22 protein-coding genes are annotated in these 23,406 nt (G+C 73.2%); 3 read left to right on the top strand and 19 right to left on the bottom strand.

Annotation, left to right across the window (positions count from 1 at the left end; translation table 11 throughout):
* Positions 1 to 69 precede the first annotated feature (69 nt).
* The 7 genes from fabG to IO36_RS33320 form a co-directional block, all read right to left on the bottom strand.
* Entirely contained in the window at positions 70 to 858 is a 789-nt protein-coding gene (fabG, locus tag IO36_RS33350) for a 3-oxoacyl-ACP reductase FabG (protein WP_037625495.1), read from the bottom strand.
* A 12-nt stretch (positions 859 to 870) separates the two neighbouring features.
* Positions 871 to 1,140: an acyl carrier protein gene (locus tag IO36_RS33345; RefSeq protein WP_037625492.1), complete on the bottom strand. Its 270-nt coding sequence runs from the start codon at positions 1,138 to 1,140 to the stop codon at positions 871 to 873.
* A gap of 63 nt (positions 1,141 to 1,203) precedes the next feature.
* A complete protein-coding gene (locus tag IO36_RS33340; protein ID WP_037625490.1) occupies positions 1,204 to 2,418 on the bottom strand; it encodes a ketosynthase chain-length factor in 1,215 nt (404 codons plus the stop codon).
* The gene (locus IO36_RS33335; protein WP_037625488.1) at positions 2,415 to 3,686 is read right to left on the bottom strand and encodes a beta-ketoacyl-[acyl-carrier-protein] synthase family protein; all 1,272 of its coding nucleotides are present in this window, start codon (positions 3,684 to 3,686) and stop codon (positions 2,415 to 2,417) included. The genes IO36_RS33340 and IO36_RS33335 overlap by 4 nt, the downstream gene beginning before the upstream one ends.
* Positions 3,683 to 4,012: a TcmI family type II polyketide cyclase gene (locus IO36_RS33330; RefSeq protein WP_037625486.1), complete on the bottom strand. Its 330-nt coding sequence runs from the start codon at positions 4,010 to 4,012 to the stop codon at positions 3,683 to 3,685. The genes IO36_RS33335 and IO36_RS33330 overlap by 4 nt, the downstream gene beginning before the upstream one ends.
* Positions 4,013 to 4,270: 258 nt before the next feature.
* Complete coding sequence (locus IO36_RS33325) at positions 4,271 to 4,969, bottom strand: antibiotic biosynthesis monooxygenase family protein (RefSeq protein WP_037625484.1); 699 nt, start codon at positions 4,967 to 4,969, stop codon at positions 4,271 to 4,273.
* 49 nt (positions 4,970 to 5,018) lie between these two features.
* A complete protein-coding gene (locus IO36_RS33320) occupies positions 5,019 to 6,491 on the bottom strand; it encodes an FAD-dependent monooxygenase (protein WP_037625481.1) in 1,473 nt (490 codons plus the stop codon).
* Positions 6,492 to 6,657: 166 nt separating this feature from the next.
* On the opposite strand from IO36_RS33320, the gene IO36_RS33315 reads away from it, so the two are divergent.
* A complete protein-coding gene (locus tag IO36_RS33315) occupies positions 6,658 to 7,128 on the top strand; it encodes a nuclear transport factor 2 family protein (RefSeq protein WP_051901139.1) in 471 nt (156 codons plus the stop codon).
* 90 nt (positions 7,129 to 7,218) lie between these two features.
* On the opposite strand, the gene IO36_RS33310 is transcribed toward IO36_RS33315, so the two are convergent.
* The 10 genes from IO36_RS33310 to IO36_RS33270 all read right to left on the bottom strand — a co-directional run bounded on the left by IO36_RS33310 (position 7,219) and on the right by IO36_RS33270 (position 18,784).
* Positions 7,219 to 7,638 (bottom strand): pyridoxamine 5'-phosphate oxidase family protein, encoded by a 420-nt coding sequence (locus IO36_RS33310; protein WP_051901138.1) that lies wholly within the window; start codon positions 7,636 to 7,638, stop codon positions 7,219 to 7,221.
* A 313-nt stretch (positions 7,639 to 7,951) separates the two neighbouring features.
* Positions 7,952 to 8,110, bottom strand: a complete 159-nt coding sequence (locus tag IO36_RS47175; protein WP_158997653.1) for a hypothetical protein — start codon at positions 8,108 to 8,110, stop codon at positions 7,952 to 7,954.
* Between the two features lie 34 nt (positions 8,111 to 8,144).
* The gene (locus tag IO36_RS33305) at positions 8,145 to 9,632 is read right to left on the bottom strand and encodes a condensation domain-containing protein (protein ID WP_051901137.1); all 1,488 of its coding nucleotides are present in this window, start codon (positions 9,630 to 9,632) and stop codon (positions 8,145 to 8,147) included.
* A 195-nt stretch (positions 9,633 to 9,827) separates the two neighbouring features.
* Positions 9,828 to 10,649, bottom strand: coding sequence for a 4'-phosphopantetheinyl transferase family protein (locus tag IO36_RS33300; RefSeq protein ID WP_037625479.1), 822 nt, complete (start codon positions 10,647 to 10,649; stop codon positions 9,828 to 9,830).
* A 132-nt stretch (positions 10,650 to 10,781) separates the two neighbouring features.
* A complete protein-coding gene (locus tag IO36_RS33295) occupies positions 10,782 to 12,566 on the bottom strand; it encodes an acyl-CoA dehydrogenase family protein (RefSeq protein ID WP_051901136.1) in 1,785 nt (594 codons plus the stop codon).
* The gene (locus tag IO36_RS33290; protein WP_037625477.1) at positions 12,563 to 13,519 is read right to left on the bottom strand and encodes an aromatase/cyclase; all 957 of its coding nucleotides are present in this window, start codon (positions 13,517 to 13,519) and stop codon (positions 12,563 to 12,565) included. The genes IO36_RS33295 and IO36_RS33290 overlap by 4 nt, the downstream gene beginning before the upstream one ends.
* 1,003 nt (positions 13,520 to 14,522) lie before the next feature.
* Entirely contained in the window at positions 14,523 to 15,764 is a 1,242-nt protein-coding gene (locus tag IO36_RS33285) for a ketosynthase chain-length factor (RefSeq protein ID WP_037625475.1), read from the bottom strand.
* A complete protein-coding gene (locus IO36_RS33280; protein ID WP_037625473.1) occupies positions 15,761 to 17,035 on the bottom strand; it encodes a beta-ketoacyl-[acyl-carrier-protein] synthase family protein in 1,275 nt (424 codons plus the stop codon). Before IO36_RS33280 ends, IO36_RS33285 begins: the two co-directional genes overlap by 4 nt.
* Complete coding sequence (locus tag IO36_RS33275) at positions 17,032 to 17,868, bottom strand: thioesterase II family protein (protein ID WP_063764932.1); 837 nt, start codon at positions 17,866 to 17,868, stop codon at positions 17,032 to 17,034. Before IO36_RS33275 ends, IO36_RS33280 begins: the two co-directional genes overlap by 4 nt.
* 94 nt (positions 17,869 to 17,962) lie before the next feature.
* Positions 17,963 to 18,784: an AfsR/SARP family transcriptional regulator gene (locus IO36_RS33270; protein WP_037625471.1), complete on the bottom strand. Its 822-nt coding sequence runs from the start codon at positions 18,782 to 18,784 to the stop codon at positions 17,963 to 17,965.
* A 306-nt stretch (positions 18,785 to 19,090) separates the two neighbouring features.
* On the opposite strand from IO36_RS33270, the gene IO36_RS33265 reads away from it, so the two are divergent.
* Together IO36_RS33265 and IO36_RS33260 are read left to right on the top strand one after the other, a co-directional pair.
* Positions 19,091 to 19,306 (top strand): hypothetical protein, encoded by a 216-nt coding sequence (locus IO36_RS33265; protein WP_037625469.1) that lies wholly within the window; start codon positions 19,091 to 19,093, stop codon positions 19,304 to 19,306.
* A gap of 194 nt (positions 19,307 to 19,500) precedes the next feature.
* Positions 19,501 to 20,454 carry an AfsR/SARP family transcriptional regulator gene (locus tag IO36_RS33260; RefSeq protein WP_037625467.1) on the top strand — a complete coding sequence of 318 codons (954 nt, stop codon included), beginning with the start codon at positions 19,501 to 19,503 and terminating at the stop codon, positions 20,452 to 20,454.
* A gap of 115 nt (positions 20,455 to 20,569) precedes the next feature.
* Here the strand turns inward: IO36_RS33260 and IO36_RS33255 are convergent, their stop codons facing one another.
* Together IO36_RS33255 and IO36_RS33250 are read right to left on the bottom strand one after the other, a co-directional pair.
* Positions 20,570 to 21,424, bottom strand: a complete 855-nt coding sequence (locus IO36_RS33255) for an AfsR/SARP family transcriptional regulator (RefSeq protein ID WP_037625465.1) — start codon at positions 21,422 to 21,424, stop codon at positions 20,570 to 20,572.
* A gap of 993 nt (positions 21,425 to 22,417) precedes the next feature.
* On the bottom strand, positions 22,418 to 23,406 hold a 989-nt coding region (locus tag IO36_RS33250), incomplete at its 5' end, for an acyl-CoA carboxylase subunit beta (protein WP_037625463.1).

Raw genomic sequence — 23,406 nt, 5'->3', positions numbered from 1 at the left:
GCGTGGGGGCGGGCCCTGCCGGGCGGTGTCCGCAAGGTCCCGCCTGTCCCGCGACGTTGCGGACAGGGCCTAGAAGTTGCCCAGGCCGCCGCAGACGTTGAGCGCCTGCGAGGTGATGGAGGCGGCGGTGTCGGAGGCCAGGTAGCCGACGAGGCCGGCCACCTCCTGGGGGGTGGAGTAGCGGCCGAGCGGGATCTTCGCCTGGAACTTCTCGAGGATGGCGTCCTCGGAGGTGTCGTAGGCGGCGGCGTAGCCCTGGCGGACCTTCTGGGCCATCGGGGTCTCGACGTAGCCGGGGCAGACCGCGTTGACGGTGATGCCGGTGGGGGCCAGCTCGTTGCCCAGTGCCTTGGTGAAACCGACGACGCCGTGCTTGGAGGCGGAGTACGGGGCGCCGAGGACGACGCCCTGCTTGCCCGCGGTGGAGGCGATGTTGATGATCCGGCCGCGGTTCTTGTGCCGCATGCCGCCGGTGCCGAGCACGGCGCGGGTGACGCGGAAGACGCTGTTGAGGTTCGTCTCGATGACGTCCTGCCACAGCTCGTCGGTGATGTCGGCGGTCGGTCCGCCGCCGGAGCGGCCGGCGTTGTTGACCACGACGTCGACGGTGCCGAAGCGGTCGACGGCGGCCTGGACGAAGGCGTCCACCGAGGCGGTGTCGCGGACGTCGACGACCGCGCCGTCCACGTCCAGGCCCTCGGCCTGGAGCTCCTTGACGGTGGCGGCTATGTTGTCGGCGCTGCGGGCGCCGATGAACACCTTGTGGTTCTGCGAGGCGAGCAGGCGCGCCGAGGCGAGGCCGATGCCGCTGGTGGCGCCGGTGACGACGGCGACCCTGGGGGTGGCGTGCTGGGTCATGTCCGGATCCCTTCAGGCAGCCGTGGCAGGAGCGAGCTGCATGTTGACGACGTCGATGAAGGTCCGCGGCGTGTGCGCGTCGTTGACGGCCTCCTCGTCGAGGGAGATGCCGCACTCGCGCTCGATGAGGCTGCCGGCCTCCAGCAGGGCGAGGGACTCGTAGCCGAGCACCTCGAACTCGGTGTCGAGGATGTCGCCGTCCAGGTCGACGCCCTCGGCCACGCCCGCGGCCTCCTTCAGGATGCGCTTGAGGTCGTCGAGGGTGAACGCCTTGGTGGCCATGGTGGAAGTCCCTTTCCTCAATGGTGCTTGGTGGGTGGTGGTGTGGGTGCGGGCGCGGCCGCCCTACCGGGCGGCGCGCACGACCATGGCGGAGTTGAAGCCGCCGCTGCCGCGGGCCAGGACCAGCGCGCTGCGCACCGGTGCCGGGCGCGGCTGGTCCAGGACCAGGTCGAGCAGGTGGTCCGGGCAGGGGTCGACGTGCACGGTGGGCGGGATGACCCCGTCGCGGATGGCGAGGAAGGCGGCGGCCAGGTCCAGCGGGGCCGCGCCCGAGTACAGGCGTCCGGTCATCGTCTTGGGCACGGTCACCGGGACGGCCCGGGCTCCGAAGACGGCGGTGATCGCCTCGGCCTCGGTGCGGTCCGGTTCGGGGTCGCCGGCGCCGTCGGCGAAGACGACGTCGATGTCGCCGGGGTCGGCGCCCGCGTCGGCGAGGGCGAGCTCGATGGCCTTGCGCAGGCCCGGCTCGCGGCCGCTGCCGGGCCTGGGGTCCATCGTCGAGCCGTGGCCGGCGATCTCGCCGTAGCTGCGGGCGCCGCGGGCGCGCGCCGCGTCGGCGTCCTCGGTGATGAGGATCGCGCCGCCCTCGCCGGGCACATAGCCGCGGCAGTCGCGGTCGAAGGGCAGGTAGGCGCGGGCGGGTTCGTCGCTGGTGGACAGCTTGCCGGTGGACAGCTGGGCCACCCAGCCCCACGGGCAGATGGAGGCGTCGACGGCTCCGGTGACGATCAGCGAGGTGCCCTTGCGGATCTGGCGGCGGGCGTGGGCGACGGCGTCGAGGCCGCCGGCTCCCTCGCTGACCACGACGCCGGCCGGGCCCTTCATGCCGTTGCGGATCGAGATCTGGCCGCTGTTGACGGCGTAGAACCAGGCGAAGGACTGGTACGCCGAGACGTACTGGCTGCCCCGGCCCCACAGGCTCTGCAGCTCACCCTGGCCGAACTCGAAGCCGCCCGCGGCCGAGGCCGTGATGACGCCCATGTCGAACTCGGACATCTGCGCGGGGTCGGCGCCCGCGTCCTTCAGTGCCCAGTCCGTGGCCACCAGCGCGAGCCGGGTGACCCGGTCGGTCTGCGGCAGGATGCGGGAGGGCAGATGGTCCTCGGCGACGAAGCCGGGGATCTCGCCCGCCAGACGGGCAGGGTAACTCGACGGGTCGAAGCGGGTGATGCGGCCGATGCCGTTCTTTCCGCCAAGAGTCGCCGACCAGTAGTCCTTGACACCCAGCCCGTTGGGCGAGGCGACGCCGAGGCCGGTGACCACTACCGACGCGGTCATAGAAGATTCCTTTCCGGGCTGGCCAGCACCATGGCGCTCTGGAAGCCGCCGAATCCGCTGCCGACCGTGAGGACCGCGTCGACCAGCTGTTCCCGTGCGATGACGGGGACGTAGTCGAGGTCGCACTCGGGGTCGGACGTCGTCAGGTTGGCCGTGGGCGGTACGAGGTCGTACTCCATGGCCAGGGCGGACGCGGCGATCTCGATGGAGCCGATCGCGCCGAGCGAGTGCCCGACCATCGACTTGATGGAGCTGACCGGCGTGCGGTAGGCGTGATCGCCGAGGCTGCGCTTGAAGGCGGCCGTCTCGTGCCGGTCGTTCTGCTTGGTGCCCGAGCCGTGCGCGTTGATGTAGTCGATCGTCTCGGGGTTCATGCGGGCCTCGCCGAGGGCGGTGTCGATGGCCTCGGACATCTCCAGGCCGTCGGGGCGCAGGCCCGTCATGTGGTAGGCGTTGGAGCGCGTGGCATAGCCGGCGATCTCGGCGTAGATGTGCGCGCCGCGCATCCTGGCGCTCTCCAGTTCCTCCAGGACGAAGAAGGCGGTGCCCTCGCCCAGCACGAACCCGTTGCGGGTGCCGTCGAAGGGGCGCGAGGCGCTCTGCGGATCGTCGTGGCGGGGGGTGGTGGCCTTGATGGCGTCGAAGCAGGCCATCGTGATCGGGGAGATGGGGGCGTCCGAGGAGCCCGCGATCACCACGTCCGCCGACCCCTCGCGGACCAGCTCGACGGCGTAGCCGACCGAGTCGAGGCCGGAGGTGCAGCCGGTGGAGACCACGGTGGAGGGGCCTTCGGCGCCCACGGCCCAGGCGACCTCGGAGGCGAAGGAGCTCGGCACCATGTGGTTGTAGAGGTGCGGGACGGCGTAGGTGTGGTCGACCAGGTCGAGCCGGCCGCCGTCGCTGACGGCCCGGTACTCCTCGTCGAGGCTCATCGTGGCGCCGACCGCGGAGCCGACGGTGACACCGATGCGGTGCGGGTCGATCCCGCCCAGCTCGATGCCGCTGTCGGCGACCGCGCCGCGCGAGGCGACCACCGCGAACTGCGCGGTCCGGTCCAGGCGGCGCACCTCCTGTGCGGTCAGCCCGTGGGCGTACGGGTCGAAGTCGATCTCGGCGGCCACCCGGGAGCGGAAGGGCGTGGGGTCGAAGAAGGTGATCCCGCGGGTGGCGGTGCGGCCCTCGCTCAGCAGGTTCCAGAACTTCTCCTTGCCGATACCGCCGGGGGCGATCACCTCGATTCCGGTGATGACGACGCGTCGGCGGGTCATGCGGACGCTTCCCAGTTGTAGAAGCGTGCGGCCATCGCGTCGGCCGGTGATCGCCAGGTCTTGGGGTCGTAGGCCTCGATGAACGGCTTGAGGTCCTGGCTGATCCCGACGAAGCGCGCATCGCCCTTCGCCTGCTCGATCAGTTCGCCCCCGTTGTCCTCGTCGAAGTCCTGGAGGTGGAAGTACAGGCCCCGGTACGAGAACAACTGGCGGCGCCGCGTTCCCATGCGCTGGGGCATGTCCGTCGCGTCGAATTCGGAGAACAGTTTTGCCACATCGGCGGACGAGGCTGCTGCCATCCGGGCGACAATCAACGTGCTGTGCATAAGGTTTGGCTCCTCGGCGTGTGCGCGGGAGAGCGCGGTGCAGACGCGTCCTGGGTGGCGGCCTGAATTCGCCACTGGCTTGACGGTCCCGCCCGGCGATAGCGCGCCGCACGGGGGATTCTCGAATTCCGCCGGAGCGGGTGCACGGCGCGCTTTCTCATGGATGGGGGGCACGTACGCGGGACGCCCGGCGCCCTGAGCGGGGTGCCGGACGTCCGGGGCATTGCGGTGCGTCGCGCCGTGGGGGGCGCGACGGTTTCACTCGCCGGCGGAGCGGGAGTGCACCACGGTGTACGAGTTGATGTACGGGTCGGCGGTGGAGACGGCGCGGACGCGGTTCTGGGCCTCCTTGCGCGCGGCGGACTGCTGCTCGGGGGCCTGGTCGCGGTAGGAGTCGAAGGCCTCCTTGCTGTCCCACTGCGAGTAGGAGACGACGAACTTGCCGTCCAGGCCGCGGGCGCGCAGGCCCTTGAGGACCACGTGCGAGCGGAAGCCGGGGACCTCGGTGAAGAAGTCCTGGCCCTTGCCGAGGGCGTCGATGGCCTCGTCCTGGCCGTCGTCGGTCACGGAGAAGACGCCGAGGACGGTGTAGTCGTCGCGGTGCGGGCCGACCTCGACCCTGCCGTCGAGGGCGTCCGAGGTCAGCGTGTAGGCGACCTCGTTCTGCAGCAGCCTGATCGAGGTGGTGATCTCGCCGAAGACGGGGAGGGTGCGGTGCTTGAACTCCTCGCCCTCGTATCGCCGCTCCAGGTCCTCGCCGCTGCGCCACTGGATGAAGTTGGCGGTGCCCAGGCTGTCGACGCCCGCGTGCACGGTGCTGTTCATCCAGCCGTCGTAGGCCGCCGCGTCGACGATCTTCCGCATCTCCTCGATCAGGCTGTCCTGCTTCTCGGGCGTGTCGGTGGTGAAGAGGTTGAGGACGGTCAGGTGCTTGTCCTCAAGGGAGATGAAAGGCATTCTTCTTCGCTTCCTGTGGAGGTACGGACAGAGCGGGACCAAGAGGCGCTCAGCCGGCGGGACCGAACCAGCGGGCGAGAGCGTCGGTGAGGCCTTCGGAGCCGGCGCCTTGGGGCGCGAGCCAGGCGACGTAGCCGTCGGGGCGGACGAGGATGGCGTCCACCGGGGCGTCGCAGTCGGGCTGGTCGGCGCGGACCACCTCGACGCGGTCGGCCCAGCCGGCGGCCGCCTCACCCAGGCCGTGGTCGCCGCCGAGTTCGAGGAGCACGGCGCGGCCGGCGTGCAGCAGTGCGAAGACCGAGGTCTTCTCGCCGTCGACGACGAGTTCCCTCTCGGGCAGGCGCCGGCCGAGCAGCGGGTGGTCGCCCGCGCCGACGTCGTGGCGGATGTCGAGGCCGGTGACCATGCCGACGAGGTGGCGGCGCACCGATGCGTGGTTGTCCACCAGTTCGGTGAAGACCTCGCGCAGCGGGGTGATGTCGTCGCCGCCGAGGTAGAGGATGCGCTGGGCGAGCGTGTTGGTCAGGATCCGGGCCCCGACCGGGTGCCGCTCGGCGTGGTAGGTGTCGAGCAGGCCCCTTGGCGCCCGGCCCTGGATGTCCAGGGCGAGCTTCCAGCCGAGGTTCACCGCGTCCTGGATGCCCGCGCTCATGCCCTGCGCGCCGATGGGCAGGTGGATGTGCGCGGCGTCACCGGCCAGCAGGACCCGGCCGCGCCGGTACTCGGTGGCCTGGCGGCTGTTGTCGGTGGTGGAGCTGACCCACAGCGGCGTGGCGGCGCTGATGTCCTCGCCCGTCAGGCGCTGCCAGGACGCGGCCACCTCCTCGAAGGTGATCGCCTCGGGGCTCTTGCGCAGGGGCTCGGCGCTGTCGAAGTAGATGACGCGGCTGCGGTCGGGGCCCATGGGGATGACCATCACCATGCCGCCGGGGACGCGCTCGCCGCTGAAGCGCGGGCGCAGCGCCACGCCGGCCACGTCCGCGAAGCGCAGCTCGATGGCCGGCTCGGTACCGGGGAAGTCGATGCCGGCGAGCTTGCGCACGATGCTGCGGGCGCCGTCGCAGCCCACCACGTAACGGGCGCGCAGGGTGTGGATACCGTCCGCGCCCTGCGCGGTGAGCGTCACGCCCTCGGCGTCCTGGGCCAGGCCGGTGACCTCGACGCCGCGGCGGATCTCGGCGCCCAGTTCGCGCGCCCAGCCGCCGAGGACGCCCTCGGTACGGGCCTGCGGGATGCCGCGGGCGCCGTACGAGCCGCCTTCGAGCACCTGGTAGTCGAGCCCGACGCCGCCGAAGTGGCCGACCGGAATGACGCCGACCTCGCCGAAGCGGGCGATCAGGCCGCGCTGGGCGAATTCTTCGATGGTTCGCGCGGAAAAGCCGAGCGCCCGGGATTCCACAATCGGCTCGGAAAGTTTGTCAAGGATTATCACCGAGGCTCCGTTGAGCCTCAACTCGCCCGCGAGCATGAGTCCGGTGGGCCCGGCTCCCACGACAACGGCATCTGCATCAAAGGTGCTCATCCCGCCTCTTCCCACTGGTGTTCGGCCAGTATCACGAGGGCCCGGGCGGGGCGTAAAGACGGATCGATACAGACCTTCGACAATCAATGACAGAAAAGCGTCAGCAATGTCAGATCTTTGTCAGGCGGGGTTGCCCGGACGGGACGGACGAGGCGCATTCTCAAGGATGACCTCCACCGAAATCCTCGAGGAATCCGGCACCGCAAGCCTTCTTGTGGCGGCCCTTTTGAACCGCTATCTGGTCTCCCTCGACGACGAAGAACTCGACGACGTCTGGGCGGCGGAGCTGTTCACCCCGGACGCGGTGGTGGCCTTCCCGCCGATGAGCCGGCACGAGGGCACCGAGGGCATGGCCCGCTTCCACCGCACGGCGCTGTCGTCCTTCGCCGCCACCCAGCACCTGGGCTCCCCGGCCGTGGTCGTCCTGGACGGGGACCGGGCCGCCCTGCGCGCCAACCTGATCTCCACCCATGTGCACCACCCGCGCCACGTCCCGCCGCAGGGCGTGCTCGCGCCGCTGTTCACCACCGGCACCTTCGTCGACGGCGAGGCCCTGCGCACCCCCGCCGGGTGGCGGCTGACCCTGCTGTCCTTCCGCCTGCTGTGGGCAAACGGCACTCCCCCGCCCCTCGCGTAGGCGCGCGAGACGGGTGAGCGCGCGGCGGCAGCCGGGAAGGCTGCCGCCGCGCGCTCGGGTGCCGGGGCCGCGGTGGTGCGCGGGTACTGCTCAGGTGTTGAGGGTCAGTACCCGGTCGACCTCGATCTCGATCACCACCCGGCCGGGCGGGTTGGGCGGCGCCGAGAGGTACCGCCTGGCGTACCGCTCGGCTCCCTCGGCCACCCGCCCGGGTTCGCGCACCACCGTGGCGGAGCCCTCCAGCGTGACCCAGGTGAAGCCCTGCACCTGGCAGATCGCCACCCGGCCGCCGGGGCCGGCCAGCAGGTTGCGCGCCTTGCGCGAGGAGGCGACGGTCATGACCCGGACAAGGCCGGCCGCCTTGTCCCAGGTGAACCGTACGGGCGCCGTGTGCAGCGTCCCGTCGGGCCTGACGGTGGTGAGCACGCCCACGTGCTCGGGGTCGTCGAGAAACGCCTCGACCGAGGGCGACACCCACGGTGCGCCGGCGCGCTGCTTCGACAGCGGCATCGGGTGATTCCTTTCTCTCGCCGGTGCTCGCCGGCCGCGGCGGGGCCGGCGGCGCTGCCGGGCACGGGGGCGGACCCGGCGGCGGCCGAACCGGTCCGCCGGGCGGCCCGGGCCCGGGCGGGCAGCGTGCAAAAGACCGCTGGAGCGGGGCTGGAGCGGGGCTGCGCGATGGATCGCGTCCCGCCCGGAACCATCCGGTTTCGAGCCATGGGCCGCCCGCGGGGGGCGGGCCGGCCGGGGGGGGTGCTGACGGCCCGGTCCGCGCCCCGCGTCCCGCGTCCCGCGTCCCGGGGCATGGGCTGCCGGACAGGTCCTAGTCGATACCGCGGACGATGGCGGACTCCTTGAAGAACTCCGCGTCGTCCTCGTCCACGCCGGCCAGCCGCAGCGGCGGCGCGAGCTCCACCGGGACCAGGCCGAAGAAGAACATCTCGACCTCCCGGAAATCCTGCCTGATGTCGTAGGTGAACATGGGCGGCTCCTTCACGATGCGTCGCCCCACGGTGTCAAGACCCACTAGGGATCCACTCGACGCCGGATCGCTCACCGATCGAGTGAAGGCGCAAGCGGGCCGCGCGCTGAGCGGCGGAGCCGCGCCGCCGGGCGATCCGCGGCGGCTCGTCCCCCTCGAGGACGGCGAGCACCTGGGCGAGCGTCGTCTCGGCGCCGGTGGCGGGCAGTTCGCGCAGCAGCCGCGCGCAGTGGCCGACCAGACGGAGGGCGTCGGCTGCGGACATCCGGGACCGGTCGTGCGCGGCGGTCAGCGTCAGCGAGCCGTCGGGCCCGCGCTGCGTGAGCAGGGCCACGGGGAAGGCGGTGTGCGCACCGCTCGCGTACAGCGGCTCGATCCGCACGCCGTGGCCGGCCAGATCGGCGCGCAGCTCCCGCGGCGGGCGGGGCACGCTCGCGACGGCCACCAGGCTCGCCAGCAGCGGCCCGCCGCCCGTGGCCCGGCCGGTCCACTCGTGGATCTGCCCGGCGGAGACCCACTCGTAGGCCGCCATGTCCAGCGCGCGGTCGCGCAGCACCGTCAGCAGCCGCCCCAGCCGGTGCGCCGGGTCGATCTGGACGGACATCGGCAGGCAGTTGCGCATCGGCGCGGGCAGCCGCTCGACGGCCTCCAGGGCGATGCCGCGCCCCGAGACGGTGACGCCGAATCCGACCTGCGCGGGGCCGCTCAGGCCCGCGCCGCGATACAGCAGCATCGCCCAGACCGCCTGCAGTGCACTGGAGTCGGGCACCGCCTGGGCCGCGGCCCAGCGGTACAGCCGCTCGGCCTCCCGGGCCGACAGGCGCGCCTCGGCGCGGCCGCAGCCGCTCTCCAGGGTGTCCGGGCCGGGCGCGGCGGGCAGCACGGCAAGCGCGCCCTCGGGTACCGTCCGGGTCCAGAACTCCCGTGCCGGGCCCGGGTCCTGGTGTTCCAGCCAGCGCGCCCAGTCGCGGATGTCGGGCCGCCTCTCCCCTCCGGGCAGCGCGCCGCCGGCCAGATAGGCCCGGTAGAACTCGTCCAGGAGGACGAACACGCTCCAGGCGTCCAGCAGGGCGTGGTGGAAGGTGAGCAGCACACGCGTGGCGGGCGCGGCGGGCGCCGGGTCGTCGACCAGGGTGACCCGCAGCGGTCCCGGGCCGCGCAGGTCGAAGCCGCGCAGCCGGTCGCGTTCCACCAGCTCGTCCCAGTCGACGCCGCCGGCTTGGTGGCGTACGACCTCGACGGCGGCCCGCTCGTGCAGGACCACGCGCGGCCGCGGCTGCCAGTCGACGGCGGCGCGCAGCACCGTCTCCCGGTCGGTGACGGACTGCCAGGCCGCGGTGAACCGCTCGGTGTCCAGCGGTCCGCACCAGCGCCAGGACAGCTGTTCGACGTGGCGGCCGGTGCCGCGGTGCTCCAGCGAGTCCAGCAGCAGGTCGTGCTGCCACCAGGTCAGCGGCAGGGCGGAGTCCGCCCGGCGACCGCCTCGTTGCCGGCCCGTGCGCGGGCGGCTCGGCCTGGCCATGTGGTCGCCCTCCTTCGGTCCGGGTCATCGGCTACGGGGCGCCCGGAACGCCGGAGGGCCCGGAGAGCGGGGCGCCCGGGGGCGCGGCACTCCCGGTTCCACTGTGGAGCACCCCGCTGCCGGAAGGCTGGCACAGCGCTGGTACGCCTCGAGGTGCGCCGCAGAGCGCCTGGGGCCCCGGACCCGGGCCGCGGTTCAGCCGGCGCTCTGGTTCATCGCCGACAGGAACCCCCGGTCGAGCATGGTCCCCACCGAGGTGTCGTCCGCGGTGGACAGCCCCGCGTCGTGGCAGGCCGTGCTCAGCAGGTAGCGGCCCATCACCGGATGCGTGGCAAAGCCCCACTCCCCCCGGGTCGCCGCGCTGCCGTCCGCGGCGTGCAGCCGTGCGCCCGTCGGGCCGGACTCCTTGAAGCCGAACTCCTTGAAGCCCAGCCGCAGTCCCTGCCCGAGCGCCTTGCTGTACGCCTCCTTGAGGGTCCACAGCTTCAGCGCGTACGGGACCCGCTGCGCCTTTGGCAGACCGGCGATCTCCGCCACCTCGGCCGGGGTCAGGATCTGCGCCTCCAGCAGCTCCAGGCGTACGTTGCGGCCGGCCGGCTCCACGTCCACGCCGATCCGTCCGGTGCGGCTCAGCCCGACGGCCATCAGGTCGCCGGTGTGGGACAGGCTCAGCTCGATCTGGTCGAAGCCGCGCAGATAGGGGCGCCCTCCCAGCCGGTAGGCCAGGTCGAGGTACTCCGGCGGGATGCCGAGCGCCGCCGCCGCCGTGTACTTGATGAGCAGTCGGGCGGCCGCGAAGCGGTAGCGCACGGTGGCGTCGGGGGTACGCCGGTAGCGGTCCCAGTCCGGTCCGAGCAGCTCGCGCAGCCGGGGTGTGGTCAGCACGCTGGGCAGCCATTCGCTCCAGGTCGTGTGGACCACCGCGTTGCCGAGCCCGGTCAGGTTCTCCTTCACTCCCTGCCACGGACCGTGCGGCCGCGGCACACGAAGGGGGGCGGCGCATCTCACCTGGTCCATCGTCGTCTCCTGCGGGTAGTGCCGTCCGTCCCGGTCCCGCGGGGCGGACGGCGATCTGGCCGGGGCGTTCGTCCACCGCCCCGACACGTCTTGGGTGCCCCGGCCCGCGGGCGGGCGGGGTCACCGCACGCCTCAGCCCGCCAGCGCCGTCCCGTACAGGTCCAGGCTCCGTCCCTGCCGGCACCGCTCCAGCACCTCACCGAGCACCGAGCCCACCACGCTTGGGGGAAGGTCGGGCACCACCGCACCCAGCCGCCGTGCGATCCGGCTCAGCGCGAGCACGGCCCAGGCGGGCTCCTCCAGGAACGATCCGGTCCCGGCCTGCCCCTCCCACATGCCCAGTACCGCGGCCGCCGCGAGCACCAGCGCGTACCGGTCGGCCAGCGCGCAGGCCTGGGCATCGAATCCGGTGCCGCCGGCCGGCGCGCTCAGCGCGGCGCACCGCGCCCTGAGCACCCGCAGCTCCGCCACGAACGCCTGCGCGAGCCTGGCCAGCGTCGCGTGCGGCGACCCGTCGGCGTACCCGCGGCGCCGCTTCGCCAGCCGGCCCGCCGCGCCGACCAGGGTCGCCGTCAGCAGGTCGTCCGTACCGCAGTGCGCGAGGCGCCGGTGGTCGAACGGGGGCAACGGCGCCCCCGGTTCGAACAGCTGTGCCGGCGGCTCCGGTGTACGGAACCACGCCGTGCGCGCCAGCGCCGGCAGCTGCGGCACCAGCACCGCCTGGCACACGGCCGTCCCCGCGTGTCCGAGCCCGGCCACCGGCAGGTCCCGTACGAGCTTTTGGAAGCCGCCGTGCAGCGGCCCGCGGTCGTAGCCGCGGGCGCCGAGCACGGTCGCCAGCTCCTCCAGGTCCTCGCGCAGCAGGTCCGGCATCGTGTACTTGACCGCGGCGGCCAGCAGGTAGGAGTCCTCCGGCAGCAGGCTCATCGCCCGCAGTCCGGTGACGGCCATGCTGTCGCAGGCCAGCAGGTCCGCGAAGACCCCGGCGAGCACCTTGTGCCACCGGCGGGCAGGCCGCTTGTCGGGCCGGTTCTCCACGGCCGCGCGCACCGCCTGGCGCAGCACGCTGTCCACGCCGGCCAGCACCACGCCCGGGATCAGGCAGTGGCTGATCTGGAAGCTGCGCAGCGCCAGCGACACCCCTTCGCCGGCCTCGCCGACCAGCGCCTCGGGTCCCGCGGCCACATCGGCGAATTCGAGTCCGGAGAAGTGGGCGCCGCGCATGCCCGGCATCTCGACCCTGCCGAGCCTGCGCACCTCGCCCGAGGCGGGCGGCTGGGGGCCGAGCAGCAGCACGGAGTGGCTGCGCGGGCCCTCCTCGCGCGCGGTGCGCGCGTACACGACGAAGGCCTCGGCGCGGTGGGCGTTGATGACCGTGTCCTTGTGCCCGTTGAGCACCCAGCCGCCGTCCGGGCCGGGCTCGGCCGCGACCTCGTTGCGCAGGATGGCGTTGGCGTGCGCCACCTCGCGGTGCACGATCGTGACCCGGCCGCCGTCAAGGAGGTGCGCGGCCAGCGCCCGGCGCTGCGGCTCGTCACCCGCGGTCCACACCGCGCAGGCGGCGAAGAGCGAGGTGATGCCGAATCCGTAGCCGAGCGCGAGATCGCGGCGGAACAACGGGCGCAGTACCCGGGCGAGTTCCTCCAGGTCGGTGAGCCGGCCGCCGAGGTCGCAGGGGACGAACTCGGCGCCCAGGCCCGCCTCGGCGAGCAGTGCCTCGGTGGCCGCGGGCGCGTCGCGGGCCTCGTCGGCGCGCAGCAGCGCCAGGTGTCCGTGCGGGTTGTCCGGATCGAGGGGGTCGCCGAGGGCCGCCTCCAGCCGGGCGGCGCGCTCGGACGCGGGCGCCGCCTCACCTTCGTCCCGTACGGGGGCGTGGGTGTCCCGTACGGGGGCCGTGGTGTCCTGGAGCGCGGTCACAGGACGTGGATCGAGTCGATGGCGTACTGCGCGGCGTGGCGCAGTACGGACAGGCTTGCCTGGCCCATCGCCTCGCGCACGTGCCGGCCGGCACTCACCGCGTCGGTGTCCTCGCCCAGCACGCTGTGCATGTTCTCCTCGCACAGCAGCACGCTGTGCCGGGCCGTCAGGTTCACCCCGCCCTCGTCGGGCTCGATCGACCACTCGCCGGTGTGCGCGGCCAGCAGGGGCGAGGTCCGGGTCTGCTTGTAGCAGATGCGCTGGGTGGCCGGGAAGCAGATGCGCACCGATTCGGTGCTGTGCGCGCCGCCGTCCAGGGACAGGCTGCCCATGGACAGCAGTTGTACCCCCGGCTCGTCCTCGACCAGGTCGGCCCGGTTGACGTGCGGGAGTTCGGCCGGCCAGTCCCGCACCCGGTACAGGAAGTCGAACACCGGCTCGCCGGGGGCGTTGACCCGTACGGTGTCCTCGAAGGACCACACCAGGTCGTCCAGACGCGTCCAGCGCTCGGCGAGCTCGGCCAACCGGTCCAGCTGGGCGCGGCTGTTGTCGCGGGTGACCTGCTCGACCCAGGCCACGTCCGCCGGCACGTCACGGGCGACGGTGAAGGCGTGCTGCAGGGTCACCTTGGAGGCGTACTCCCCCAGCGGCACCACCGTCCACACGCCGCTCATGGACCGTGTGGGCGCGGCGGGCAGGTCATGGGTGAACTCCACGCGCAGCCGCTCCACGTCCAGGTGCCGGCTGGACACCCAGGACTTGACGCTCTCGCCCGCGGTGACCCACATGCGCAGCCGCTCCCGCTGCCCGTCGAAGTCGAGCTGCTCGACGTGGACGCAGGGCTGGAAGAACAGCGGCCACCGGGTGGCGTCCGCGATCAGCCCGTACATCACTCCGGCCGGGGCCGCCGCGATCACTTCGTGGACCGTGCGGTGCACGCGCGCATCCGACATCTTCCACACCTCCTCTTTGGTACGCCGGCCGGCTCCGACCGGCGGCGTCCGGGCTGCGGCGGACTGCGGCCTGCGCCCGGCACGGTGCCGTCACTGCGCCGGTGGCCTCGCACCGGCGACCTTGTCCGCCTGCCGCCGGGGGCGGCCGGCAGACGGTGTCGTGCGGCGCTGGGTTGACGGCCGTGTCCACGACACTGTCCGGAACCGCTCGCGGACCGCACGGGCCCGGCTGGAGCACGGCTCGAGCCGCCCGCCGCGTCCGCCTCGACCCGAGGGCCCGGCCTCGCCCTTTGGACGTAGGCCGCTCTCGCGGGAGGCCCCGGTCCCCCGCCGGTCCCCCGCCGCTCGAGCCGTCCGCGAGCCCGGCCGCCGAGACTGTCCGGGCGAAATCCCAGACGTGCGCCGGCCTGATGGACAACGCCTTCGCCATCCCGGGGCAGCTCCCCCTTCCCCGGCCCGGCTCGTGATCGCCGTCCACCCGGCCGCCCCCGTCCTGGTGGGCGGCTTCGGGCTGCGCGCCGCCGGGGTGTGCCGGACTTCCGCGGCCGGGCGCACCAGGGCTCACGCTTGCTCCTGGTACGCGGCGCCGGCCCCGAAGCCCTCGGCCGGCGCGCCCTGCGGCTTCGTCCCGCCGCGCGAAGGCGGCGGGCTGCCGCACGGCGTGGGAGGGAGTGGTAGGGACGGCTGTCCGGCTCCCGGCCGCCCGTTGGGGGGGTGCGCCCTGCCGGGACACCCGGACCGGATGCGGCCCGTTCTGCCGCCGAGCCCGCCGCGGCGCCGGCTGCGGCGCGAGCCGGACCCGATGCCCGCGCCACGAGGGCGGCGTGCCGGCGCGGGGGGCTGGGACTCGGTTGCGCATCCTCGGTCCGGCCTCGTGGGCGCTCAGCCGGTTCGAAGCGGTCCGTGTGTTGTGTCTCTTCGGCGCGTGCGGTTCCCGCGGCGCCGGTGCGTCGGGCGGCCGGTCCGCGGGCGGGCCGGCCGGCCCGCCCTTGCGCGGGCCGGGTCAGGCATCGGCCGCCCGCAGCACCGCGGCCGAGTTGAAGCCGCCCCTGCCCCGCGCCAGCACCAGCACGGTCCGCAGCCCGGGCAGCTCCCGCGCCGCGCCCGTCACCAGATCCAGCGGGCAGTCCGCGGCCAGTCGCCGCGTCCCGGTGGTCGGGGGCACCACCTTGTCGCGCAGCGCGAGCGCCGCCGCCGCCAGGTCCAGTGAGGAACCCCCGGCGCCCAGCCGGCCCGTCATCGACTTCGGCGCGGTCACCGGCACCCCGCGCGGCCCGAACACTGCGGCCAGCGCCTGGGCCTCGGCCCGGTCGGCGGCCCGCTGTCCGGCTCCGTCGGCGAACACCACGTCCACCTGGTCCGGTCTGACCCGGGCGTCGGCCAGAGCGAGTTCGGCCGCCTCCTTGAGCCGCTCCTGCCCGGGCTCGCCGTCGAAGGTCGCCGCGCACCCGGCCACCACGGCGTAGCCGCCGGCGCCGCGCGCGGTGGCGGCCGCCGCGTCCTCCAGCACCAGCAGCGCGCCGCCCTCGCCCACGACATGGCCGCGGGCCCCGGCGTCGAAGGGCCGGTAGGCCCGCGCCGGATCGGGGTCGGTGCTCAGCCGGCCGTCCGCCAGGTGCGCGGCCCAGCCCCAGGGGCACAGCGTCGAGTCGACGCCTCCGCTCACCATGAGGCCCACGCCCTTGCGGATCTCGCGCCGGGCGCGGGCGAGCGTGTCGATGCCGCCGGCCTGTTCGCTGACCATGGCGGAGGCGGGGCCGCGCAGCATGTGCCGGATGGAGATCTCGGCGGTTCCCGCCGCGTGGAACCAGGCGAAGGACTGGTACGCGCTGACGTACTGGGCGCCCTTGCCCCACAAGGCCTCCAGCCCTCGCTGGCCGAACTCGGTGCCGCCTGCGGAGCTGGCCGTGATCACGCCCGCCCGGTGGCCGGGCAGCGCGGCCGGGTCGGCACCCGAGTCCTCCAGGGCCTCCTTGGCCGCGACCAGGCTCAGGCGGGTTGCCCGGTCGGTGGAGGGGAGCAGGCGGCTGGGGATGTGGTCCTCGTCGACGAAGCCGCGGATCTCGCCCGCGATCCGCACCGGGTAGCCGGAGGCGTCGAAGCGGGTGATCGAGGCGATGCCGCTGCGGCCCTCCAGCGCGGCGCTCCACCAGGCCTTGGTACCCAGTCCGTTGGGCGCGGCCACGCCGATGCCGGTGACCAGCGCCCGGGCCCGGCTGCGCACGCCCCCGCCCGCGCCGCTCATGCCGTCTCCCGCAGCCGGGGCCGGGTCAGCACGGTGGCGGCGTGAAAGCCGCCGAAGCCGCTGGCGACGCTGAGCACCGTACTGCTGCGCTGCTCGCGGGCGAACAGCGGTGTGTAGTCCAGGTCGCAGGTCGGGTCGGGCTCGTGCAGGTTGGCGGTCGGCGGCACCGTACTGTGCTCGATGGCCAGCACGCTGGCCACCACGTCCAGGGCTCCGGCGGCGCCGAGCGCGTGTCCGATCATCGATTTGATGGAGCTGACCGGGACGCGCCGGGCGTGGTCGCCCAGTGACTGCTTGAAGGCGTGCGTCTCATGCCGGTCGTTGTGCAGGGTGCCGGCCCCGTGCGCGTTGATGTAGTCCACGTCGACCGGGTTCAGCCGCGCCTCGTCGAGTGCCGCCCGGATGGCGTCGGCCATGTCCCGGCCGCCCGGCCGCAGCCCCGTCATGTGGTGCGCGCTGCTGTACGAGGCGAAGCCGGACAGCTCCGCGTACGCGTGGGCGCCCCGGCGGCGCGCGTGCTCCAGCTCCTCCAGGATCACCACGGCCGCGCCCTCGCCGAGCACGAAGCCGTCGCGGGTGCGGTCGAAGGGGCGCGAGGCGGTGGCGGGGTCCTCGTTGCGGGGGCTGGTGAGGCGGATGCGGTCGAAGCAGGCCATGGCGATGGGAGAGATCGGTGCCTCCGCCCCGCCGGCGATCATCACGTCGGCGCTGCCCTCGCGGATCAGTTCGGCGGCGTGCCCGATCGCGTCCAGGCCCGAGGTGCAGCCGCTGGAGACCAGGCTGACCGGGCCCTGCGCGCCGCTGTCGCGGGCCACGGCGGCCGCCAGCGAGCTGGGCACGAAGTAGTCGTAGAGGCACTCGGCGGCCCGGGAGTGGTCGACGGTCCAGGTGCTGCCGAAGTCGCTCAGCAGCGCGTACTGGGTGGCGAGTCCGGTGGTGCAGCCTGCCGTGTTGCCCAGGCTGACCCCGGTGCGCAGCCGGTTGCCCGCGGCCAGTACGGCGTGCAGGCCGCTGTCGGCCACCGCCTCCCGGGCGCTGACCAGCGCGAACTGGGCGGCCCGGTCCATGCGTTCGGTGTCGGCGAGGGTGAAGCCGTGTGCGGCGGCGTCGAAGTCGACCTCGGCGGCGACCTGCGAGCGGTAGCTGGCGGCGTCGAAGAGGGTGACGCCCCGGGTGGCGGTACGGCCCGAGGTCAGCAGGGACCAGAAGGCGGCGGTGCCCACGGCTTGGGGGGCCACCACGCCGACCCCGGTGATGACCACGCGCTTCACCGCACACCCCCCGCGCCCGTGCTCGCCGCACTCTTGGCGGCGTCCGCCGTGCTCGCCGCGGTCTTGGCGGCGTCCGCCGCCTCGTACTCGCGGCAGGCCTCGCCGACCAGGGCCGGCAGTACGTCCGCGCCCGCGAAGAAGTGGTCGCCGTCGACGGTGCGTACGGTGATCGGCCCGGTGGTCCACTGCCGCCACTCCTCGAGGGCGGCGGGCACGGCGAGGGGGTCGTCGCTGCCGGCGAAGACGAGCAGGGGCAGGTCCACGGATCCGCCGGTGACGGGGTCCAGGGCCGCCTGGCGCAGTGCCCGGGCCAGGCGCAGGTCGTCGCGCAGGACCGGCAGCACGCTGCGGCGCCACAGCCCGCCGGGGCGGGCGGCTGCGCCCTTGGGCAGCGAGCCGAGCTCGCCCAGGAGGGGCAGCAGCAGTTCGTCGGGGTGTTCCGCCGCGGCCACCAGGGCGGCACTGGCGTGCGGGGGCAGGCAGGCGCCCACCGCGAGGAACAGGGGCTGCGGCACCCCGGCGTCCGCCAGCGCCCGGGTGAGCGTGTACGCCACCAGGGCGCCCAGGCTGTGGCCGTACAGCGCGTACGGTCCGCACCGGGCCGCCTCCAGCAGCGGAGGCAGCAGATCCTCCAGGAGTCCCGCGCGTTCGGTGATGCGCGGCTCCCGCCGCCGCTTGTCACGGCCCGGCAGCACCAGCGCCGCGACGTCCACGCCCGGCCCGGCCGCAACGGGCCAGCGACGGTAGCTGGCCACCCCCGCGCCCGCGTGGGCAAGGCAGTGGAGCCGCACCCGCCGCCCCACCGCCCCCTCTACCGCCGTCAGCGAAGCCATCGGTCGCCCTCCTCAGGGAAGCTGTGCGGATACGTCCGTCGTACGGCGCCGCCGCGGCCCGAGCGTCACCTGTGCGGCTTGAGCGGTGCTCGATTCAGGCTGCGTACAGATCGAAGGTCGAGGTGCGCCGGGGCCCGCTGGCCACGTCCAGGCGCGGGTCGACGGCGAGCATCGCCTGGTGCAGCCGCTGCAGTTGCGGCGAGGGCTCCACGCCGAGCTCGGCGATCAGCCGCTGGCGCAGCCGGCGGTAGACGTCGAGCGCGCTGGCCTGGCGGCCCGACCGGTAGAGCGCGACCATCGCCTGCGAGTGCAGTCCTTCGTGCTGGGGGTGGCGGGCGATCAGGTCGGTGAGCTCGGCGATGAGTTCGATGTGCCGGCCCAGCCGCAGGTCGGCGTCGATGCGGCGCTCGCGGGCCACGAGCCGGCTCTCCTCCAGCCGCATCACCTCGATGTCCAGGATCGGGCCGACGCGTACGTCCACCAGCGCGGGCCCCTCCCACAGGTCCAGTGCCGCGCGCAGACACTCGGCCACCCGGGCGTCCTCGCCGTCCTCGTGCGCCTGCTGCCCCTCCGCCACCAGGCACTCGTACGCGCGCACGTCGACCGCCTCGGCCGGGATCTGGAGCAGGTAGCCGCCGTAGCGGGTGGCGAGCACGTCCTTGGCCGAGCCGGGCGCGTCCGGGCCCATGGCGGTGCCCAGCCTGCGCCGCAGCTGGAGGATGTAGGTCTGCAGCGTGGTCAGCGCACTCTGTGGCAGGTGGGTGCCCCAGATCTCTTCCATCAGCGTGGACACGGGCACCACCCTGCCCGGGTAGAGCGCGAGCAGCGCCAGGATCTGGCGCGGCTTGCCCGCCGTCGGGACGACCGATATACCGTTGACTTCGACATTCAACGGACCCAGCACCTTGATCTTCATGATTCCCCTCCGTGCTTTGCCGGCCGACTTCGACAGCAAGTCGGTGTTCGAGTTTTCAATAGTGTCGCCTTCCGGCCCTTCTTGTCTTTTCCGTCGACGGCGGACGAGTGGCACCATATCCTCCCCCGACCGCCACATATGCAGAAATTGAGTGCGTCTTGAGCGGCCTTCCGGCGGGGCCGCCGGACCCGGCGCGCAGACAGCCGACACAGCGCCGGGGAAACACCGACGCCGTCGTGTAAAGGCCCATATCGGCCGACCGATTTCTCTTCCGGCGCCCTAGGCGGCGCCGTTAGGTTTTTGGCCATGGCAACGGATTCGACGGCGCGCGGCGCCGACCCGCTCACCCGCGGACTGCTGAACCGGCTCGCCCGGGACCGGGCCGCGGGCCCGCCCGGACTGCAGGGCCCGCACGGACTGCAGGGCCTGCCCGATCCGAAGACCCTGCTGCGGCTGCTGAGCGCCTGGCACCGGCGCGGGGTGCAGGTGGGCTTTCCGGACCTGACCGGCGACCGGCCGTGAGAACGCGAGGCACCTGAATCCCCCTCGAGGAACACTCCACGACTCCCCGCGTACGGCCGATGAATCCTCCACCGGCGCCGCGAGGCGCCTAGAGTCCGGTAAGAGCGAAAGGATCCGTCCGCGGCCTTTTCCGATTGAATGCCGAATACGGATCCGCGGCCGCGTACTTGCCGACTCTCCCGTGCGAGGATGAGATGGAGTTTGGGATTCTGGGCCCCGTCCAGTTCTTCGGCGAGCGCGCCGATATGCGGATCACACCGGCCGGCGCCAAGCAGCGCGCCCTTTTGGGCGCGCTCGTCGTGAAGGCCGGCCAGGTCGTTTCCCCGGACCGGCTCGTCGACGAATTGTGGGGCGAACATCCGCCCGCCAACGCCGCCAATGCCCTCCAGACCCATGTCGCCCGGCTGCGCCGGCTGCTGCCCGCACCCGCACCCGGTTCCCCTTCCGGTTCCGGTTCCGGCGGGAGCCGCCAGGAGTGGCTCGTGACCCGCCCGCTGGGCTACGTACTGCACCCGGGCCGGGCCGGCACCGACGCCCAGCGCTTTTGCCGCCTCGCGGCCCGGGGCCGCTCGCTGGCCGCCGCCGACCCGGCCCGTTCGGCCGAGGTCCTGCGCGAGGCGCTGGCGCTGTGGCGCGGCCCCGCGCTGGAGGGCGCGGGCCGCGGCACCATCTGCTCGACCGGGGCGTCGCTGCTGGAGGAGAGCCGGCTGATCGCCCTGGAGACGCTGTACGACGCCTGCCTGCGGGCCGGCCGGGCCGGGGAGGTCGCCGGCGAGCTGGCGGAGCTGACGGCCTCTCACCCGCTGCACGAACGGTTCTACGAGCTGCTCATGACCGCGCTGTACCGGTGCGGGCGCCAGGCCGAGGCGCTGGGCGTCTACGACCGGGCGCGGCACCGGCTCGCGCACGACCTCGGGGTGGAGCCGGGGCCCGTACTGCGCGGCCGTATGGAGTCGATCCGCCACCGGCAGGACCCGCCCCCCGCAGAAACCGCAGAATCCGGAGAGGCGAAGGGGGCGGCGGGCCCGTACCCGCTGGGCTCCGAGGTGGCCCGGCTGCGCCACCGCATCGAGGTCCTGAGCCGGCAGCAGCGAGAGTTGAGCGACCGCTTCGAGCGGCTGGCCACGGACCGCGCGGCGAGCCGCTGACGGCCGCCGCGGCGCCCCGTGCACAGCACGCAAGCCCTTCTCCCGGCCCCTGGTTCGAGGGAGCGGGAGAAGGGCTTGCGTGCTCGTGCCGCGGGCCGCCACGAGGCCAGGGCGCTCAGTTCGCCCGCGCCGCGAGCCGCCCGCCGCCGGCACCCGCCGCGGCGGTCACCGGCAGAGCCGCCTTGGGCGGGGCCGCACTCTCGGGGTGCGCCATCAGGATGGAGCGCTGCAGCCTGCTCAGCGCGGCCGAGGGCTCAAGGCCCAGCTCGGAGACGAGCGTGGTGCGCAGCCGCTGGTAGACGTTGAGCGCCTCACCGCGCCGGCCCGAGCGGTGCAGCGCCAGCATGAACTGACCGTGCAGGCTCTCGTGCAGGCGGTACTGCTTGACCAGGACGGTCAGCTCCGAGAGCAGCTCGCGGTGGCGGCCCAGGCGCAGATCCGCCTCGATGCGCTGGTCGAGCGCGCACAGGCGCAGCTCCTCCAGGCGCCTGACCTCCGTCTCGATCCGGCTCCCGGCCTGTACGTCGGTGAGCGCGGGGCCGGTCCACAGCGAGAGGGCGTCCGCCAGCCGGCGCGCGGCTCCCTGGTAGTCGTCGGCGTCCATCGCCCGGTAGCCGGCACCGGCCCTGCGCTCGAACTCCCGGTAGTCGACGCTTCCGCCACGGGTCTCCAGACGGTAGCCGCCGGGGACAGTGGCCAGAATGTCCTTCGGGGTGCAGCGCTCGTTCTCGCCGTACGCCAGTGCCACGCCGATGAGCTCGCGCAGTTGCAGGACGTACGTCTGCAACGTGGTGCGCGCACTGCGCGGCGGGTTCTGCTCCCACAGCTCCTCGACCAGCGTGGCCACAGGGACCGCATGGTCGGCGTGGAGCGCGAGCAGGGCCAGGACCTGCCGCGGCTTGGGTGCCGTCAGCGTGATCGACACCCCGTTTTCATGAACGGACAGCGCACCAAGCACTTCGATGTCCACGTTTTCCCCAAAGGTCGCCCGGAGCCGTTCCCGGCCTGCGCGTCTTCCCGCGTTTCCTGCCGCCGGGGCCCGGGTGTGCAGCCAACCGGACCCCTTGATAAAAAAACAGCACAGTCGGTTTGTCAATCTCGGATGCTTACCCGACGAGCCCGGCAGACCTTTTCCAGCCATCCCTCGACTCCGCGGCCACCCCGACCGCTCCCCTCCGGGCGCCAATTGACCTGCTATTTCCAGGCAAGCCGACGCACCGATCCAGCCGAACACCGACGAAGGAGGGGTGCCACGACATGTCCGAAACCTTCCCCACCGCCGCACGCAGGCGGCCCCGACCCCCTCGCGTCTCCGCGAAGAGCGGGGGCCATCTGACGCACCCGCTCTCACCTGCTGAAACTCGATGAACGGGTAGCCGGGGCCGGGATTTCGTCCAGCGGGCCAAAAACAAACCGACCGGTCTCTCCTGGTCGCTGGACGACCCTTCCGGTTCCCGCTCCGCAAGGCGATCCCCTGCTGCCGGCGCCGCCCGCAGCTCCCGGAACCGGACGATCGCAGGCGGCACGAGCCAGACCTCTCCCCCGGAGCCGGGCGATCGCATGCGGCACAAGCCAGACCTCTCCCCCGGAGCCGGGCGCCTCGAAGCCCGCGGTCGCGGCCACCACCGCGGTCACGGTGTTCTCCGGCGCCGCCCCCGGCCGAGCCCCCTCGCAGCGCCCCCTCGCCCTCCCGGCCTCCGCCGCGGCCTCCTCGGCCCGGCACCGCCGGTGCTCACACAGAGGGCCGGGCGTCACGCGGGCCGGTGTCGCGCAGCACGCCGGTGCTCACGCAGAGGGCCGGGCGTCGCGCAGGCCGTGTCGCGGCCCGGCCCGCAACCCCCGCGACGCCACGTCCCCGCGCGGCCCGAGGGCGAGCCGGTGGGTCACATCGACCGGGCGCCGGGGCCGGCCCGCCCCTTTCGCGTTCGCACCGCACGTTCTGGTCCGGCCGTCGAGTGCTCCGTCACTGCGGGGGATTGCCGTGCTTGCGGGAGGGCAGGTCCGCATGTTTGCTGCGGAGCATCGCCAGCGAGTTGATGAGGACCTCGCGGGTCCGGGCCGGGTCGATGACGTCGTCGACCAGGCCGCGCTCGGCGGCGTAATAGGGGTGCATCAGCTCGGTCTTGTACTCCTTGACCATGCGCTCGCGCATGGCCGCGGGGTCTTCGGCCTCGGCGATCTGGCGGCGGAAGATGACGTTGGCGGCGCCCTCGGCGCCCATCACCGCGATCTCGTTGGTGGGCCAGGCGTAGGTCAGGTCGGCGCCGATGGACTGGGAGTCCATGACGATGTAGGCACCTCCGTAGGCCTTGCGCAGGATCAGCGATATCCGCGGGACGGTGGCGTTGCAGTACGCGTAGAGCAGCTTGGCGCCGTGGCGGATGATCCCGCCGTGCTCCTGGCCGACACCGGGCAGGAAGCCGGGCACGTCCAGCAGTGTGATGATCGGGATGCTGAAGGCGTCGCACATCTGGACGAACCGTGCGGCCTTCTCCGAGGCCTCGATGTCGAGCACACCGGCCAGCGACTGCGGCTGGTTGGCCACCAGGGCGACCACCTGGCCGTCCAGCCGCCCCAGGGCGCAGATGATGTTGGTCGCCCAGCGCTCGTGGACCTCGAGGTAGTCGCCGTCGTCGACGAGCTCCTCGATGACCTTGGTCATGTCGTAGGGGCGGTTGCCGTCGGCCGGGACCAGGTCCAGGAGGACCTCGCTGCGGCGGTCGGCCGGGTCGGAGGACTCGGCGCGCGGGGGGTGCTCGCGGTTGTTCTGCGGGAGCATCGACAGGAGGTAGCGGACCTCGGCGATGCAGGTCTCCTCGTCGTCGTAGGCGAAGTGCGCCACGCCCGAGGTGCCGGCGTGCACGTCGGCGCCGCCCAGGCCGTTCTGGGTGATCTCCTCGCCGGTGACCGCCTTGACGACGTCCGGGCCGGTGATGAACATCTGCGAGGTCT

The sequence above is a fragment of the Streptomyces aureus genome (assembly GCF_000725495.1).
Taxonomy (GTDB): Bacteria; Actinomycetota; Actinomycetes; order Streptomycetales; family Streptomycetaceae; genus Streptomyces; species Streptomyces aureus_B.
This window is presented reverse-complemented; position numbering and strand designations above follow the sequence as displayed.

What these genes read in the sequence shown, in the direction of transcription:
- fabG (WP_037625495.1), bottom strand. Translation starts at nt 858, where the DNA reads ATGACCCAGCACGCCACCCCCAGGGTCGCCGTCGTCACCGGCGCCACC.
- IO36_RS33345 (WP_037625492.1), bottom strand. Translation starts at nt 1,140, where the DNA reads ATGGCCACCAAGGCGTTCACCCTCGACGACCTCAAGCGCATCCTGAAG.
- IO36_RS33340 (WP_037625490.1), bottom strand. Translation starts at nt 2,418, where the DNA reads ATGACCGCGTCGGTAGTGGTCACCGGCCTCGGCGTCGCCTCGCCCAAC.
- IO36_RS33335 (WP_037625488.1), bottom strand. Translation starts at nt 3,686, where the DNA reads ATGACCCGCCGACGCGTCGTCATCACCGGAATCGAGGTGATCGCCCCC.
- IO36_RS33330 (WP_037625486.1), bottom strand. Translation starts at nt 4,012, where the DNA reads ATGCACAGCACGTTGATTGTCGCCCGGATGGCAGCAGCCTCGTCCGCC.
- IO36_RS33325 (WP_037625484.1), bottom strand. Translation starts at nt 4,969, where the DNA reads ATGCCTTTCATCTCCCTTGAGGACAAGCACCTGACCGTCCTCAACCTC.
- IO36_RS33320 (WP_037625481.1), bottom strand. Translation starts at nt 6,491, where the DNA reads ATGAGCACCTTTGATGCAGATGCCGTTGTCGTGGGAGCCGGGCCCACC.
- IO36_RS33315 (WP_051901139.1), top strand. Translation starts at nt 6,658, where the DNA reads ATGACCTCCACCGAAATCCTCGAGGAATCCGGCACCGCAAGCCTTCTT.
- IO36_RS33310 (WP_051901138.1), bottom strand. Translation starts at nt 7,638, where the DNA reads ATGCCGCTGTCGAAGCAGCGCGCCGGCGCACCGTGGGTGTCGCCCTCG.
- IO36_RS47175 (WP_158997653.1), bottom strand. Translation starts at nt 8,110, where the DNA reads ATGTTCACCTACGACATCAGGCAGGATTTCCGGGAGGTCGAGATGTTC.
- IO36_RS33305 (WP_051901137.1), bottom strand. Translation starts at nt 9,632, where the DNA reads ATGGCCAGGCCGAGCCGCCCGCGCACGGGCCGGCAACGAGGCGGTCGC.
- IO36_RS33300 (WP_037625479.1), bottom strand. Translation starts at nt 10,649, where the DNA reads ATGGACCAGGTGAGATGCGCCGCCCCCCTTCGTGTGCCGCGGCCGCAC.
- IO36_RS33290 (WP_037625477.1), bottom strand. Translation starts at nt 13,519, where the DNA reads ATGTCGGATGCGCGCGTGCACCGCACGGTCCACGAAGTGATCGCGGCG.
- IO36_RS33285 (WP_037625475.1), bottom strand. Translation starts at nt 15,764, where the DNA reads ATGAGCGGCGCGGGCGGGGGCGTGCGCAGCCGGGCCCGGGCGCTGGTC.
- IO36_RS33275 (WP_063764932.1), bottom strand. Translation starts at nt 17,868, where the DNA reads ATGGCTTCGCTGACGGCGGTAGAGGGGGCGGTGGGGCGGCGGGTGCGG.
- IO36_RS33270 (WP_037625471.1), bottom strand. Translation starts at nt 18,784, where the DNA reads ATGAAGATCAAGGTGCTGGGTCCGTTGAATGTCGAAGTCAACGGTATA.
- IO36_RS33265 (WP_037625469.1), top strand. Translation starts at nt 19,091, where the DNA reads ATGGCAACGGATTCGACGGCGCGCGGCGCCGACCCGCTCACCCGCGGA.
- IO36_RS33260 (WP_037625467.1), top strand. Translation starts at nt 19,501, where the DNA reads ATGGAGTTTGGGATTCTGGGCCCCGTCCAGTTCTTCGGCGAGCGCGCC.